This is a genomic window from Streptomyces sp. NPDC001668 (assembly GCF_042893155.1).
Classification (GTDB): Bacteria; Actinomycetota; Actinomycetes; order Streptomycetales; family Streptomycetaceae; genus Streptomyces.
Genome location: NZ_JBIAUQ010000004.1, coordinates 663,109 through 677,304, shown reverse-complemented (window position 1 = coordinate 677,304; position 14,196 = coordinate 663,109). Strand labels below are relative to the sequence as shown.

Genomic DNA, 14,196 nt, shown 5'->3' with positions numbered 1-14,196 from the left:
CATGAGCCGCCCTGAGGGAGACCCGTCATGCCTGTTCGAGGAACCAGACACCTGTGGGCCATGGCCGCCGCCGTCGTCCTGACCGTCACCGCCCCCGCCACCACCGCCTCCGCCGCGGACACCGCCGCCCTGCGCGAGGTGCTGTTCGTGGGCAACAACTGGGACGGCACCGCCGACGTCCTCAAGTCCTCCGGCGACCTGGCGAAGATCGGCCGGATCAACGTCATCCCCGACAAGGACGCGCGGATGGCGGAGATCAACGCCAACCCGATCAAGTGGATCTACTTCATGGCGATCCGCAACAGCGTCGGCGAGGGCCACGACCAGTTCGCCGACGACATGTACTCCACGCCGGACGGCAAGTCGGTGGTCGTCTCCCGGCCCAGCTTCGCGGACGTGGTGTCGATCGACCTGGCCACCGGGAAGATCAACTGGCGTTTCCCGGTGTCGGGCTACCGCGCGGACCACATGGCGGTCTCCCCCGACGGCACCCGGGTCGCGGTCTCCGCCTCGACCGCGAACACCGTGCACGTGCTGAACATCAACACCGGTCAGCAGCTGGGTTCGTTCGCCACCGGCGACAAGCCGCACGAGAACATCTTCACCAAGGACGGCAAGTACATCTGGAACATGGCGATCGGTGACGTGAACACCGACTCCGACGCCCCCTGGCAGGACTTCACCAAGGGCGACCGGCACATCACGGTGGTCGATGCGACGACCTACAAGCAGGTCAAGATCATCGACATGCGGGACAAGCTGAACGCGATCGGCCTCACGGACTACTCCGACGCCGTCCGGCCCGCCGTGTTCTCGCCGGACGAGTCCAAGCTGTACTTCCAGGTGTCGTTCTTCAACGGCTTCTTCGAGTACGACGTCGCCACCGACAAGATCACCCGCACCAAGACCCTGCCGAAGAACCCGGCGACCAGCGACGACCGCACCACCATGGTCAACGACTCGCGCCACCATGGCCTCTCGATGAGCCCCGACGGCAGCAAGCTGTGCGTCGCCGGCACGATGGACGACTACGCGACCGTCGTGAACCGCGCCACCCTCCAGGAGGGCCCGCTGGTCCCCGCCTCGAAGCCCTACTGGGCGACCGTCAGCGGCGACGGCAAGAGCTGTGTGGTCTCCGAGAGCGGTGCCGACCAGGTCACCGCGATCGACTTCGCGACCGGGCAGAAGACGGTGTCCGTGCCGGTGGGCGACCACCCGCAGCGGGTGCGCCTCGGACATGTGGCCGCCGACTGGACGAGCCCTTCCTCGTAACGGGCCGGCCGGCTCGGGCGGATGCCACAGCCGGGCCGGTACCACCCCCTCCTGAGGGGTGGTACCGGCCCGGCTTTCCGCTGTACCCAGGGGTCAGCCGAACTTCTGCGCCGTCCAGGCCGCGAGCTCGGACCTGGCCGCGCTCAGCACGGACCCGGAGGGCGCGGAGGCCCCGTTGGTCACCAGCGCGTAGTGCAGGACGCCGGAGTCGGAGTCGCCGAGCAGCAGCCGCCGGCTGCCCGTGCCGCCCGGTTCGGCAGCCGCGCCGACCGGGGTGGACGAGGTGTACGACGGCGGGCCGTACACCGTGGCCAGGTCGGAGACGACGGTGGTGGTCGCGGTCGGGAAGGAGGCGGGCAGGTGCAGTTCGGTGGGCGCCGAGCCGCTCGACGAGCGCCACACCAGCACCGCGTACTGGCCGGACCCGACCAGCGACGCCACGTTCGGGAGGCTGCTCGGCACCGGGTTCCAGGTCAGGGTCGTGGAGCCGTCGCGAGAGCGGTCCTCGTAGGTGAAGGCGACGGTCGTACCGGAGGTGGCGCTCGGGTAGATCCGGTCCAGGAGCCGGGCGTCCTGGCGGAGTACCGCGGTGCCCGAGTCGTCGAGCCTGACCGCGGAGAGGTCCTCGTCGTTCCAGGCGTCGCCGGAGGTCTGCACCTTGTCGGGGTTGTCGTTCATCAGCTCGTGGTGGCGGCCGTTGTAGATGTCCCACTGCCACTGCGTTCCGGACAGGACCGGTCCCGAACCCGCGGGCGCGGCCCACCAGTTGGCGCCCTTCACTCGGGAGTCCAGGGCCTGGTACATGGCCTTGAGGACGGTCGGCGCCTTGCCCGCGGTCGAGCCGTTCAGCGGGTGCCCGAACTCGCTGACGACGGCCGTGGTGCCGAGCGCCGAGGCCCGGTCGCGGACCGTGCCGAAGTCGCCCACGTACTGGCCGTCGGAGGCGTTGCCCCACATCAGAATGCCGGAGATGGCCTTCTGGTCGTAGAAGTGGGTGTTGAAGACGTACCGGGAGCCGATCGTGCCCGCGTCGAGGAGACCGCCCTCCTCCTTGCTGACGTTGCCGTTCCAGAAGAGGTTCGGCTCGACCATGGCGGGCTTGTCGGTCCAGCCCGCCGCGTCCATCCGGGCCCGGAACTTCACATAGAAGGGCCACAGCACGTCGCGTTCCCAAGTGCGGCTGTTCTGGCCGGAGTCGTAGGTGCCGGCGTAGGGCTCGTTGTAGGGGTCGAAGCCGGCAACGCCGGCGAACTCCTCGGCGCTGAGGTTCGCCTTGAGGTACGCCATGGTCTTCTGGGCGGTGGCCAGGAAGTAGTCCTGGAGACCGTAGTTGTTGTGCCAGAAGTCGTACTGGCCGGCCTTCACCGCACCGTTCGAGGTGATGTTCTGGCCCCACATGAGGCAGATCCCGCAGGACTCCGCGAGGTAGTTGCCGAGCGCGACCGCCCAGGCGGGGGCGCCGTCGCCGGTGTACCAGCTGCCCGAGTTGAACAGCCAGCGGGAGTACAGGTCCTGGTGGAAGTCCGGGTAGACCCGGATGCCCGCGTCGAGGAAGGCGCGCAGCTGCGCGGTGGCGTTCGCCAGGTAGGCGGTGTCGACCTGACCCTTCACCGGTTCCGCGTAGGCCCACGAGAGCAGGAAGCGGACGGAGTTGCCGCCGCCGAGTGCTCTCAGGGCGGTCGCCGACTTCTTGGCGTCGGCGACCGAGGCGAAGGGCAGGCCCTTGTTCTCGGCGAGCTTGGTCTCGCCGGAGACGTTGTAGCCGCGCAGCACGACCTCGCGGCCGTTGCCGTCGACGAAGCGGCCGTTCGCCACGGTGAGGGCGGTGCCGTCGAAGGGCAGGGAGTCGGCGATGGTGGCGGCGGAGGCGGACGGGGTACCCGCCACCGTCAGGAATCCACAGAGGACAACCAGAACAACGAGCAGACGCGCGCGCATATTCGGCATGTCCCTTACAGTCCGACTCATCCGGCACACCGTCAACACTTATGACTGATGAGTAAGTTTCAGCTTTTCCGGGTAGGGGCCGGGCGAATCGGGACATCGCCGTGGGTGATCCGCGCGTAGTGGTCGAAGGTGCTCTCCAGTTCGCCCTCGCCCCTGGTGAGTCCTGGCAGCCGTTGCTCCAGTTCGTGGAGCCGGGCCGCCGGTACGGTGCCCTCCACCGTGCCGGTCTCTCCCCGGGTCCCGGTGGTCTCCGGAACGGCTCGCAGCGCGGTCAGCGCCGGCAGCAGGGCGCCGAGGGTGTCGGCCGGGGCCTCCGCGCGGAACCGGTGCACGGGCTCGTAGACCCGGGTGCCCGCCCGGCGCAGGGCCTCGACCAGGACCGGCGGGGTCACGCCACGGAAGTCGGCGCCCGTGCTGGACATGCTCTTGTTGAACCGCTGATGGGCGTGGCTCTGGCGGGGCGAGTAGCCGCAGTGGGTCAGGGTTACCGTGCAGTCGGTGACCCGCCAGCCGTACAGGCCCTGGCCGAGGGTCTCGTGCACGGTGTCCTCGACGGCCTTGAAGAAGGCGTAGGGCATGGCGCCCAGCTCCACCTCCCGCCGGAACTCGACGCCCGAGCCGGTGGGTCCCGGGTCGACCCGCAGACCGACGGTGGCGAGGAACGGGTTGCCGTCCTTCTTGTTGAACCGCACGGCCGCACCCGTGCCGGCGGGCCGTTCGACGCACAGCGGCGTGCTCTCCCGGAAGGTGACGTCGAGCCCGAACTCCTCGGCGAGCGTGGCCTGGACGACCTCCTTCTGGACCTCGCCGTAGAGGGAGACGGAGGTCTCCTGGCGCGCCTCGTCGTGGCGCAGGCCGATCAGCGGGTCCTGCTCGGCGAGCCGGGTCAGGGCGAGGTGCAGGGCCGTGCTGTCGGTGCCGGGGCCCGGGACGACGACGGTTTCGAGGGAGGGCGGGGCGAAGAAGCGGCCGGGGGCCTTGCGGGGTTCGCCGAGGGTGTCGCCGACGCGGATGCCGGTCAGGCCCCAGAGCCTGGCGATCCGGCCCGCCGCGACCGCGTCCCGGCGGCTCTCGGTGCCGCCGTCGAAGACGCTGATCGCGGTGACACGGCCCTCGGCGCCCGCCTCGCCGCACGGCACCCGGTCGCGGATGCCGAGGGTGCCGGAGAACAGGCGGGCGTAAGCGACCTTCTCCCCGGCCGGACCCCGCTCGACCTTGAACACCGTGCCGGAGACGGGCCCTTCCGGGTCGCCGTCGGCCGCGGGCAGCAACTCCCTGATCCCGGTGATCAGTTCGGGCACTCCCGCGCCCGTGACGGCCGAGCCGAAGTACACCGGGTGCACCAGGGCCCGCCGTGTCTGCGCGACCAGTGCCCCACGCAGCAGGTCCTCGCCGGCCCGTCCCTCGACGACGGCGGACAGCAGGTCGTCGTCGTGGTCCGCGAGGACGTCGTAGGCAGGGATCCCCGGGGTGAAACGGGCCTGACGGGTGCCGAGTCCGGCGACCGTGCCCATCGGTACGGCCGCCTCGGTCAGGCGCTCGGCGACGGCCCTCAAGACCCCGTCGTACCGGGCACCCCGCCGGTCGATCTTGTTGACGAAGAGGAGGGTCGGGATGCGCAGCCGCTGGAGAGTGCGCATCAGGACCCGGGTCTGGGCCTGGACGCCCTCGACGGCGGAGACGACCAGTACGACGCCGTCGAGCACGCCGAGGACCCGCTCCACCTCCGCGATGAAGTCCGGGTGGCCGGGGGTGTCGATGAGGTTGACGGTCACGTCGTCGACCGCGAAGGAGACGACGGCGGACTTGATGGTGATACCGCGACGCCGCTCGAGGGCGAGGGTGTCGGTCTGTGTGCTGCCGGCGTCGACGCTGCCGAGCTCGTCGATGACTCCGACGGAGTGCAGCAGCCGCTCGGTCAGGCTGGTCTTACCGGCGTCGACGTGGGCGAGGATCCCGAGGTTGAGCACGTGCACGAAGCGTCATGTCCTTTGGAGAGAGGGAGATTCCTTCCGGGATGGACATGGACGCAGTGCGCATGACGGCTCCTGGATCGCGCGACGGCAAGGACACCCCAAGTGCAGCAGGTGCCCGCCGACGACGGCAACGGATTAACGCTCAACCAGTCGGGTCCGGTCTGGACCCCGCCGCACGCGCGGCCCTGCGCCGCCGCTCGCGGCGTTCGCGCTGCACGGCCAGGCACGGCGTACGGCCCGTCGCCGGCCGGCGGGACGCGGCACGGCCGATCCCCGCCGGGCCGTGCGGGAGCTGTTGCGGCAGGGGTTGCGGCAGGCCGGGGAACCGACCCGGCTGCGGCACCGCACCCGGTCCGAGCGACCCCGCCGGGTGGTGCTGCTCGTGGACGTCAGCGGCTCGATGGCGCCGTACGCCGGCGCGCTGCCGCGCTTCGCCCACGCGGCGGCCCATGGCGGCCGCGGCACCCGCACCGAGGTGTTCACGATCGCCGCCAGGCCGGCCCGTGTCACCCGCGAGCTCTCGCACCGCGACCCGGACCTGTCGACGGCCGCGCTCGCCGCCGCCGTGCCCGACTGGCGCGGGGGTACCCGGCTCGGTGAGCTGCTGGGAGCGTGGCGATCCGGAGCTGCTCGCGGCCCAGATGCGACGCTTGCACCGGCTGGCGCACCGGGTGATCTGGGCCAATCCGCGCGAGGCGCGCCCCGGTTACGCGCCCCTCGCCGCCGGGATGGCGGCCGCGCTGCCGAGCGCGGACGCGTTCGTCGAGGGGCACAGCCTGGCCGCGCCGGAGCGTCTGGCGGCGGTGGTGAAAGGAGCCGACGATGCGTGACATCCTCCCGGTGCTGAACGGCTGGTACACGGCAGGAGTGCCGTTCGGCCTGGCCACGGTCGTCTCGACGAGCCGCAGCGCGCCGCGGGATCCGGGTGCCGCGATGGCGGTCGGGCCGGACGACGAGGTCGTCGGCAGTGTGTCCGGCGGCTGCGTCGAGGGGGCGGTGTTCGAGCTGGCCCAGGAGGTCGTGGCGAGCGGCGAGGCCCGTCTGGAGACGTTCGGGTACAGCGACGAGGACGCGTTCGCGGTGGGCCTCACCTGCGGCGGTGAGATCACCCTTCTCGTACGGCCCGTGACGGCCGTCCTCGACCCCGCGTTCGGCGAGCTCGCGGAGTCGGTCGCCGCGGGCCGCCCGGTGACCGTGGCGACCGTGACCGACGGCCCCGCACCCCGTGGTGCCACGCTCGCCGTGTGGCCGGACCGGGTCGCGGGCACCCTCGGCACCACCGGCCTTGACGTCGCGGTCACCGCCGACGCGCGCGGCGAACTCGCCCTGGGTGCCACGGGGTTGAGGCACTACGGCCCGCACGGCGAGCGGCGCGAGGACGCGGTCGGCGTCTTCCTGCACTCCTTCGCCCCACCGCCCCGCATGCTGGTGTTCGGCGCGATCGACTACGCGGCCGCGGTCGCCCGGATCGGTGACTTCCTCGGCTACCGGGTCACCGTCTGCGACGCCCGCCCGGTCTTCGCCACACCGAAGCGCTTCCCCGAGGGCGTGGAGGTCGTCGTGGACTGGCCGCACCGCTACCTCGGCGGCACCGGCACCGACGAGCGCACCGTGATCTGCGTCCTGACCCACGACCCGAAGTTCGACGTACCCCTGCTGGAGGAGGCGCTGCGCCGGCCGGCCGCGTACATCGGGGCGATGGGCAGCCGCCGCACCCACGACGACCGGATGAAGCGGCTCGCCGAATCGGGGCTGACCGAGGCCGAGCTGTCCCGGCTGCGCTCGCCGGTCGGACTCGACCTCGGGGCCCGTACGCCGGAGGAGGTCGCCGTGTCCGTGGCCGCCGAGATCGTCGCGCTGCGCTGGGGCGGCACCGGCACCCCGCTGACGGCGACGGCCGGGGCGATCCACCCGTCCTCCTGAAGCCCGTCTGGAGGGAGACATGGAACTACAGGGGGACCGCAGTCTTCGAGGAGCGGGACGAGACCGCGCACCGCATGGTGCTGATCGCCGGCGGCCGGGAGATGCGCGGCCAGGGCACACCGCGCGGGCCGCGGTGACCGGCACGCTCACCGGGCAGGACGGCGGTGCGGCCGTGTCGGTGCGGACGGATGTGGCGGTGACCGGGCGGCCCGCTCAGTTCGGGCGGGGTGTGCCGGCCGAGGTGGGCGACCGGCTGACCGGCCAGTTCGCCCGGTGTCCGGCTGAGCGGCTGAGCGGCTGAGCGGCTGAGCGGCTGAGCGGCTGAGCGGCTGAGCGAGAACGAGGAGACCCCCGGGGCGACCGGGACGACCGGAGATGCCGGGGCGAGCGGGGAGGCCGGAGATGCCGGGGCGAGCGGGGAGGCCGACGACGAGCCGCTCGACCCAGTGCGCGCGATCGGCGTCCCGGGGCCAAGCGGGCCGCCGTCGTGGTGCTCGCGCTCACGCGGATACGACGGCGGCGGAATCGACGGGTGTGAGACGCGCCCCAAGGGGTACGCGCCGACGTATGGAGAGGGCGTCCGAGCCCTCGCCTCACCTCCGAAAGGGAAGGAGGTCCGTGAACAGCGCATACTCGCAGCATCCGGGCCGCTCCCCTGTACGCGGAGCGGCCCGGACCTCATGAGTGCCGCGGGGGCCACGTAGAAGCAGGGCGAGCCGAGCGCGACGGCATGGAAACCCCGTAGGAAACGTGCCTGGTCGCCGGGCCCTCCCACGACGGCACCCGCCACCGCGATGCCGATCGCGCCGCCCGTCTGCCGCGCCGTGTTCGGCCTCCCGAACGCCACGACCGGCACGTTGATCAGGAAGACGGACCGTCGGCCGAGTCCGTCGACCAGCGCGCCGCCCAGCAGGGGCCCGGCGGGCAGGGCGAGACTTCCGATGCCCGCCCACACGCCGATCGCCCGGGCCCGGGCCGCCTCGTCGGGGAAGGCCCGGCCGATGAGGGCGAGCGTGCCCAGCAGCAGGGCCGGGCCCACGCCCTGGACCACCCGCGCCGCCACCAGCACGCCGACATTCTGGACGAGACCGCAGGCGGGGGATCCGGCACCGAAGACCCCGAGGCTCGAGCCGATCGCGGGCAGGGCGACGGTGACGTCGAGCAGCACCAGAAGGCATTCGTCCCGGTGCCCGTGGCCCCTAGGGCGAGACGGTCCGTGGCGGCAGGCGGTGCAGCTCCACGTCCGTGAGGCGGCCGTCGGCGACGGTCGCCGTCATGTAGGTGCAGTGGGGCCGGCGGCGGCGGTCGGTCGGCGAGCCCGGGTTGAGCAGCCGCAGTCCGCCGGGGGCGGTGGTGTCCCAGGGGATGTGGCTGTGGCCGAAGACCAGGACGTCGGTGTCGGGGTAGCGGGCGGCGCAGCGGGCCTCGCGGCCCTGGGCGGCGCCGGTCTCGTGGACGACGGCGAAGCGCAGGCCGCCCAGTTCGGCGTACGCCACCTCGGGCAGCCTGGCGCGCAGCTCGGGCCCGTCGTTGTTGCCGTACACCCCGATGAGCCGTGCGCTGCGGCTCTCCAGGAGGTCCAGTGTGGCGGTGTCCACCCAGTCGCCGGCGTGGAACACCACGTCGGCACGCGGGAGTTCGTCGAGCAGCGGGGCCGGGAGCTGCTTGGCGCGCTTGGGGAGGTGGGTGTCGGACATGAGGAGCAGGCGCACGGGATCACCCTAGAGGGGCTTGCGGCCGACCCCGCACCACATGGGCAGCGCGCCGGGGTCGGAGTCGTCCTCGGGGCGCCACGCGGGGAGCTGGACGACGCCGGGGTCGAGGAGTTCGGTGCCGTCGAAGAAGCGAATGACGTCGGCGTGGGTGCGGGGTGTGGCGCCCGCGTGTCCGGCGGCGCGGTCGTTGTAGACGCGCATGGAGGCGGCGACCTCCTCGGCCCCGATGTCGGCGGCCGGGTGGGAGAGCACGAGGTGGCTGCCGGGGGCGAGGGCGTCGAGGAGGCGGTGGGTGATGCCGTGGGGGTCGTCGGCGTCCGGGACGTACTGGAGCACCGCGACCAGCATGAGGCCGACGGGCCGGGACAGGTCCAGGGTCTCCTGGGCGGCCGTGAGGATGCGGTCGGTCTCGCGCAGGTCGGCCTGGAGATAGTCGGTGGCGCCCTCGGGGGTGCTGATCAGCAGTGCCCTGGCGTGGGCGAGGACGATCGGGTCGTTGTCGACGTAGACGACCCGGGCACCGGGATCGACCCCCTGGGCGACCTCGTGGGTGTTGGCGGCGGTCGGGATGCCGGTGCCGATGTCGAGGAACTGGCGGATGCCCGCCTTCCCTGCCAGTTCGCGCACGGCCCGCCCGAGGAAGGCCCGGTTGGCCCGGACGGCGGGGACGATCCGCGGGTTGGCCGCGACGGCCAGTTCGGCGGCCTCCTGGTCGGCGGGGTAGTTGTCGCGGCCGCCCAGCCAGGCGTTGTAGACGCGCGCGGGGTGGGCCACCGAGGAGTTGACCGCCGCCATCCCGCCCGTCGGGTGCTCCTGCATCGACCACCGCTCCCCTCGCCGCCGTCCGTCCGCCGAGGAGCCCACGCTATGCCCGAACGCCCGCGTTATCAGCGGGAAATCCGGCCGGGAGCCGCTCGCCAAGACGGCCTGCCGACACGGCACTTACCGAACGGCGTTAACATCGGCCGACAAAGCGTCGATCCGTGACGCAAGCCACAAGCCACCCAAGGAGTCCGGACACCGATGCCGGTCAAGGTCAGCGTCGTCATCCCCGTCTACAACCCGGGGACCTACATCGAGGACTGCATCGCCTCGCTGCGCAGGCAGTCCCTGCCCCCGGAGGAGTTCGAGGCGATCTTCGTCGACGACGGTTCGACCGACGACACCCCGGCGCGGCTGGACGCGGTGGCCGCCGAGACGGCGAACTTCAAGGTCATCCACCAGGAGGCCTCCGGCTGGTCGGGCAAGCCGCGCAACGTCGGGATCGCCGCCTCCGAGGGCGAGTTCGTCATGTTCGTCGACAACGACGACTACCTCGGCGACGAGGCCCTGGAGCGGATGTACGACAACGCGGTCGCCAACGGCGCCGACGTGGTCGTGGGCAAGATGGCCGGCAAGGGGCGCGGCGTCCCGGTGGAGCTGTTCCGCCGCAACCACCCCCGCGCGACCGTCGACAACGCCCCGCTGATCGACAGCCTGACGCCGCACAAGATGTTCCGGCGGGCCTTCCTCGACCGGATCGGCCTGCGCTTCCCCGAGGGCAGGCGACGGCTGGAGGACCACGTCTTCGTCACGGAGGCGTATCTGCGCGCGGACAACGTCTCCGTGCTCAGCGACTACGTCTGCTACTACCACCTCAAGCGCGACGACGCCTCCAACGCGGGTTTCCAGCGCTTCGACCCGGTGGGCTACTTCGCGAACCTGCGCGAGGCGCTCGACGTCGTCGAGAAGTACACCGAGCCGGGGCCCACCCGCGACCGGCTGTTCCGTCGCTGGCTGCGCAACGAGATGGTCGAGCGGATGCGCGGGAAGCGTCTGCTCGCCGCGCCGGAGGACTACCGCAAGGAGCTCTTCACCGAGATCCGCGGGGTGGTCGTCGAGCGCTTCGGGCCGGGCGTCTCGGCCGGTCTGCAGCCCACCCAGCAGGTCGTCGCCGCGCTGATCGCCGACGGCCGGCTCGACGACCTGGTCGCGTTCGCCGAGTGGGAGGTCTCCGTCACCTCCAAGGTCGAGCCGGACGGTGTCGAGTGGGAGGGCGGTGTGCTGCGGATCGGGCTGTCCGCCGAGCTCGCGTCCGACGGCACGCCGATGACGTTCCCCGCCGAGGGCAGCAAGGAGCCGCTGGCCGGACCGCCGGCCTCCGTGCGGGAGGCGGTGGACTGGGTCGGCGCCCACAGCGTCGCCGGCTTCGGCCGGGCCACCGTCGAAGTGCTGCTGACCGAACGCACCAGCTCCGCCCAGTTCTTCCAGCCGGTGGAGTTCACCCGCGAGACCGTCCCGGCGGAGGGGGACGGCCGGGTGCGGCTCGTGCTGCGGGGCACGGCGACCGTGGACCCGGCCACCGCTGCGGACGGCGGTCCGCTCGACGCCGGGCGGTACGACGTGTTCGTGCGCGTCAAGCTCGGTGGCTGGACCAAGCAGAGCCGCCTGGGTCCGGTCACCCTCAAGGGCCGTACCGCCGCGGACGCCGGGGTCGCCGACGGCCGGGTGGCGCTGCCGTACTGGACCGCGAAGCAGGGCACCCTCGCCCTGGACGTGGACACCGCGACCAAGCTTCTGGAGCTCGGCCGTCTGACACCGGGCGAGGTCACCGTCTCCGGTGACCGGGTCGAGGTGCCGGTGCCGTTCCACGTGCCCGGCGACACGCCGGTGCTGCTGGAGCTCACCCGTGGCGCAGGCGCACCGTCCAAGAAGGTCCCGGGCACGCTGCGTCCGAAGGGCTCCGCGGCCCTCCTGGAGGCGGTGCTGCCGGTCGGCGACCTGGCCGGAGCCGCCTGGCGGGTCGCGCTGAGCCCGGCGCCGGACGCCGATCAGCCGCGCTTTCATCCGCTGCCGTTCGCGCTGCGGGTGAAGGGGGGCCGGGTCGAGGTCGTAGCCGTGCGCGCGCCCCGGCCCGCCGTGGGCCGGCCGCTGGTGCGCAGGGCGCGACGGCTGGCCGGGAAGCTGGTCCGCCGGCTCAGGGCACGCGGCAGGTAGGAACAGAACCGGGGAGGACGCCGACGCGTCCTCCCCGGTTTCACCGCGCGGGGCTCAGCCCGCGTCGCTGAGCTGCTTCAGGCTGGTGCGCAGGTGCTCCCAGCTGCGGGACCGCTTGCTGCCCCGGTTGCGGGCGTTGACCAGCGCCTTCCAGAAGGGGGCCTCGATCAGCGTCTCCGGCTTGATCGCCACGGTCCGGTCCAGGACCGTCTCGGGCACCTTCTGCGGGTCGGGGACCACGTACTCCGCGATGATCTCGTCGTACTTGTCCTTGAGCACCGTGTTGGTCGGGTCCGCGCCGAAGACCACGAGCTGCCCGGTGGGCTCGGTGTCGACCAGGACCGTCACCAGGTCGGGCCGGTAGCGGTTGAGGACCTCGATCACCTTGTAGACGTCACCGGTCCAGGCGTTGGTGTGGCGGTCGCGGGCCGCCTCGTCCACGTTGCGCGGGAGCATGTCGTCGAAGACGATCACGCTGGCCCAGTCCGAGTACTTCTCCACGTTGATGAAGTCGCGCAGCGCGTACTCGAAGAGGTGCATGCCGTCGATGAACGACAGGTCGAGCGTGACGTCCTGCCAGTAGCCGAAGGGGCTGCGGTTGCGGACGATGTTGCGCAGCGGGTGGCGGCCGCCCTTGAGGTGCTGCAGCGGGTTGTCGCGCGCGAAGAAGTCGTCGCTGGTGGCCTTCGCCAGATGGACGTCGCAGCGGATCTCCGAGACCACCTTGAACGCCGGGTCGATCGCGATGCTCGGAACCCGGGAGAACGTCAGGCTGCGGCCGTCGTTGACGCCGATCTCCAGGTAGTTGCGGTTCGCGCTGGCTTTGTGGAGCCCCCGCAGGAACTCGTGACGTTTCACTGGGAAATCTCCTTGCGGATGTGTGGCAGTGCTTCGTGCAGGGCGGGCCGCCGGTCCCGGTGCGAGGCCGGCGCGACCTCCGTCCACCGGTCGTGCCCGAGGGCGCTGTGGGCGGGACGTGGTGCGGGCCCGTGGAAGGCCCGGCTGCTGGTGGGGCCGACCCGGCCGGGGTCGACCGAGGTGCCGGAACGCTCCCGGCACCGGTCCGTACCGGCTGCCCGGGTCGGAACCGGTTCCGTGGAACATACCTGCTGTGAGCTCCCCATGACAGGACTTCGCGCCGAGGAGCATGATCCTGAGGGAAAAGGCGTGCAAAGTGCGGAAAGACGGAGGGTGGCGCTCCGGGTGCGGGTCGCGTGCCCGGTTCGTCGGCACGGGCGCGCTGGGCGGCGCGGAGACCTGAGGGCGAGCCGGCTCCCGCGCGGCAGGCCGATCACCCGGCCGTCCGGGCCGGGTTCGGCGATCACGAGGGGACGCGGGACCGGCACGCGGCTGAACGCGCGAGGGGCGCCGGGACGGCGGCCGCGGAACGCGGCGAAGAAGTCGGTCCGCACCACGAGCGCGGACCCGAACCGGCGTTCATCGCGGATGCGCGGGACGGTCTTGCCGACGACGGGCACCGGATGTCCGGCCGAGACGCGCGTGCTCGGCCGCGACCGGGTACCGGCCCCGCCGGGCAGCACGAGAGCCTTCATCTGCGTCACCATAGCCCGGAACCGGAGGAACCGGCCAAGGCAGGGGGGTGACTTGGGGGTTACCCGACGTGGACGACGCTCAGTCCTCGCCGCGGAAGATGTTGCCCTCCCCCGTGCCTGCCGTGGTGCTCACGCCCCGGTCCTCTACCGCGGGCAGGCACGTCCGCAGGTCTCCCTTGCCGTGCAGGCGGCGGGCCCTGGACCAGCCCGTCTCGGGCCGGCGTATGAGGGGTTTCGCAACGGTCTGCGGGGTCACGGCGGTTCACCGTCCTTCCATGCTGGGCTCCGGGTCCCCAGGCGGGCGGGGGGCAAACGGACCGCCCGGCCCGTCAGCCCGCCGCCACGCACACACTTTCACCGAGGCTCCGGCACACCGGAGGTTGACGGCCGACCGGCATACGCGGCTCAGGTGTTGGGCCGTGCCACGCTGATGTCGCCCAGGGCCGATCCCGGGTCGCGTTCCATGGCCGTGTCGCCGAGGGAGACGATGCCGACGGCGTGGCCGTGGTCGACGACCGGGATCCGGCGCACGGCGTGCTCGCGCATGAGCTCGATCGCGTGGTCCAGGTCGTCCTCGGGCGTGACGGTCACCAGGTCGTCGCTGCACGCGCCGGCCACGGTGGTCTGCTCGGGGTCGCCGCCCTCGGCGAGGGAGCGCACGACGAGGTCCCGGTCGGTGACCAGGCCGCGCAGTTCGTCGCCGTCGGTGACCAGGACGGCGCCGAGGTCCTGGTCGCGCATGATCCTCGCGACGGCCGTCACGGAGGTCTGCGGCTCCACGGTGACCGGGGCGCTGGTCATGATGTCGCTGACGTGCTGAGTCATGACGTACCT

The 14,196-nt window shown here is 71.9% G+C and carries 11 protein-coding genes and 1 pseudogene; 4 read left to right on the top strand and 8 right to left on the bottom strand.

Going from position 1 to position 14,196, the window contains the following annotated elements:
• The first annotated feature begins 27 nt into the window (after nucleotides 1–27).
• Entirely contained in the window at nucleotides 28–1,272 is a 1,245-nt protein-coding gene (locus ACFYZ8_RS16380; RefSeq protein WP_359029238.1) for a YncE family protein, read from the top strand.
• A gap of 93 nt (nucleotides 1,273–1,365) precedes the next feature.
• Here ACFYZ8_RS16380 and ACFYZ8_RS16375 read toward each other — a convergent pair whose 3' ends face one another.
• Complete coding sequence (locus ACFYZ8_RS16375) at nucleotides 1,366–3,219, bottom strand: endoglycosylceramidase (RefSeq protein WP_388533141.1); 1,854 nt, start codon at nucleotides 3,217–3,219, stop codon at nucleotides 1,366–1,368.
• 59 nt (nucleotides 3,220–3,278) lie between these two features.
• Complete coding sequence (locus tag ACFYZ8_RS16370) at nucleotides 3,279–5,195, bottom strand: GTP-binding protein (RefSeq protein WP_388533139.1); 1,917 nt, start codon at nucleotides 5,193–5,195, stop codon at nucleotides 3,279–3,281.
• Between the two features lie 211 nt (nucleotides 5,196–5,406).
• Between ACFYZ8_RS16370 and ACFYZ8_RS16365 the strand changes: the two are divergent.
• Nucleotides 5,407–6,025 (top strand): annotated as a pseudogene (locus ACFYZ8_RS16365) (VWA domain-containing protein).
• Entirely contained in the window at nucleotides 6,018–7,118 is a 1,101-nt protein-coding gene (locus ACFYZ8_RS16360) for an XdhC family protein (RefSeq protein ID WP_388533136.1), read from the top strand. The pseudogene ACFYZ8_RS16365 and the gene ACFYZ8_RS16360 overlap by 8 nt, the downstream one beginning before the upstream one ends.
• 25 nt (nucleotides 7,119–7,143) lie before the next feature.
• Here the strand turns inward: ACFYZ8_RS16360 and ACFYZ8_RS16355 are convergent, their stop codons facing one another.
• From ACFYZ8_RS16355 to ACFYZ8_RS16345, 3 genes are read right to left on the bottom strand one after another with little or no spacing between them, the layout of a single operon-like run.
• Nucleotides 7,144–8,286: an MFS transporter gene (locus tag ACFYZ8_RS16355; protein WP_388533135.1), complete on the bottom strand. Its 1,143-nt coding sequence runs from the start codon at nucleotides 8,284–8,286 to the stop codon at nucleotides 7,144–7,146.
• A 31-nt stretch (nucleotides 8,287–8,317) separates the two neighbouring features.
• Nucleotides 8,318–8,830 (bottom strand): metallophosphoesterase, encoded by a 513-nt coding sequence (locus tag ACFYZ8_RS16350; protein ID WP_359029244.1) that lies wholly within the window; start codon nucleotides 8,828–8,830, stop codon nucleotides 8,318–8,320.
• 9 nt (nucleotides 8,831–8,839) lie between these two features.
• Complete coding sequence (locus ACFYZ8_RS16345; protein ID WP_388533132.1) at nucleotides 8,840–9,652, bottom strand: SAM-dependent methyltransferase; 813 nt, start codon at nucleotides 9,650–9,652, stop codon at nucleotides 8,840–8,842.
• Between the two features lie 204 nt (nucleotides 9,653–9,856).
• Here ACFYZ8_RS16345 and ACFYZ8_RS16340 point away from each other — a divergent pair, with 204 nt between their 5' ends.
• On the top strand, nucleotides 9,857–11,809 hold the full coding sequence (locus ACFYZ8_RS16340) for a glycosyltransferase (RefSeq protein ID WP_388533129.1): 1,953 nt from the start codon (nucleotides 9,857–9,859) through the stop codon (nucleotides 11,807–11,809).
• Nucleotides 11,810–11,863: 54 nt separating this feature from the next.
• On the opposite strand, the gene ACFYZ8_RS16335 is transcribed toward ACFYZ8_RS16340, so the two are convergent.
• The 3 genes from ACFYZ8_RS16335 to ACFYZ8_RS16325 all read right to left on the bottom strand — a co-directional run bounded on the left by ACFYZ8_RS16335 (nucleotide 11,864) and on the right by ACFYZ8_RS16325 (nucleotide 14,187).
• On the bottom strand, nucleotides 11,864–12,667 hold the full coding sequence (locus ACFYZ8_RS16335; protein WP_359029247.1) for a class I SAM-dependent methyltransferase: 804 nt from the start codon (nucleotides 12,665–12,667) through the stop codon (nucleotides 11,864–11,866).
• 774 nt (nucleotides 12,668–13,441) lie between these two features.
• Nucleotides 13,442–13,618 carry a hypothetical protein gene (locus ACFYZ8_RS16330; protein ID WP_388533127.1) on the bottom strand — a complete coding sequence of 59 codons (177 nt, stop codon included), beginning with the start codon at nucleotides 13,616–13,618 and terminating at the stop codon, nucleotides 13,442–13,444.
• A 149-nt stretch (nucleotides 13,619–13,767) separates the two neighbouring features.
• Nucleotides 13,768–14,187, bottom strand: a complete 420-nt coding sequence (locus ACFYZ8_RS16325) for a CBS domain-containing protein (RefSeq protein WP_388533125.1) — start codon at nucleotides 14,185–14,187, stop codon at nucleotides 13,768–13,770.
• Nucleotides 14,188–14,196: the final 9 nt, after the last annotated feature.

What these genes read in the sequence shown, in the direction of transcription:
- ACFYZ8_RS16375 (WP_388533141.1), bottom strand. Translation starts at nt 3,219, where the DNA reads ATGCCGAATATGCGCGCGCGTCTGCTCGTTGTTCTGGTTGTCCTCTGT.
- ACFYZ8_RS16380 (WP_359029238.1), top strand. Translation starts at nt 28, where the DNA reads ATGCCTGTTCGAGGAACCAGACACCTGTGGGCCATGGCCGCCGCCGTC.
- ACFYZ8_RS16345 (WP_388533132.1), bottom strand. Translation starts at nt 9,652, where the DNA reads ATGCAGGAGCACCCGACGGGCGGGATGGCGGCGGTCAACTCCTCGGTG.
- ACFYZ8_RS16340 (WP_388533129.1), top strand. Translation starts at nt 9,857, where the DNA reads ATGCCGGTCAAGGTCAGCGTCGTCATCCCCGTCTACAACCCGGGGACC.
- ACFYZ8_RS16360 (WP_388533136.1), top strand. Translation starts at nt 6,018, where the DNA reads ATGCGTGACATCCTCCCGGTGCTGAACGGCTGGTACACGGCAGGAGTG.
- ACFYZ8_RS16325 (WP_388533125.1), bottom strand. Translation starts at nt 14,187, where the DNA reads ATGACTCAGCACGTCAGCGACATCATGACCAGCGCCCCGGTCACCGTG.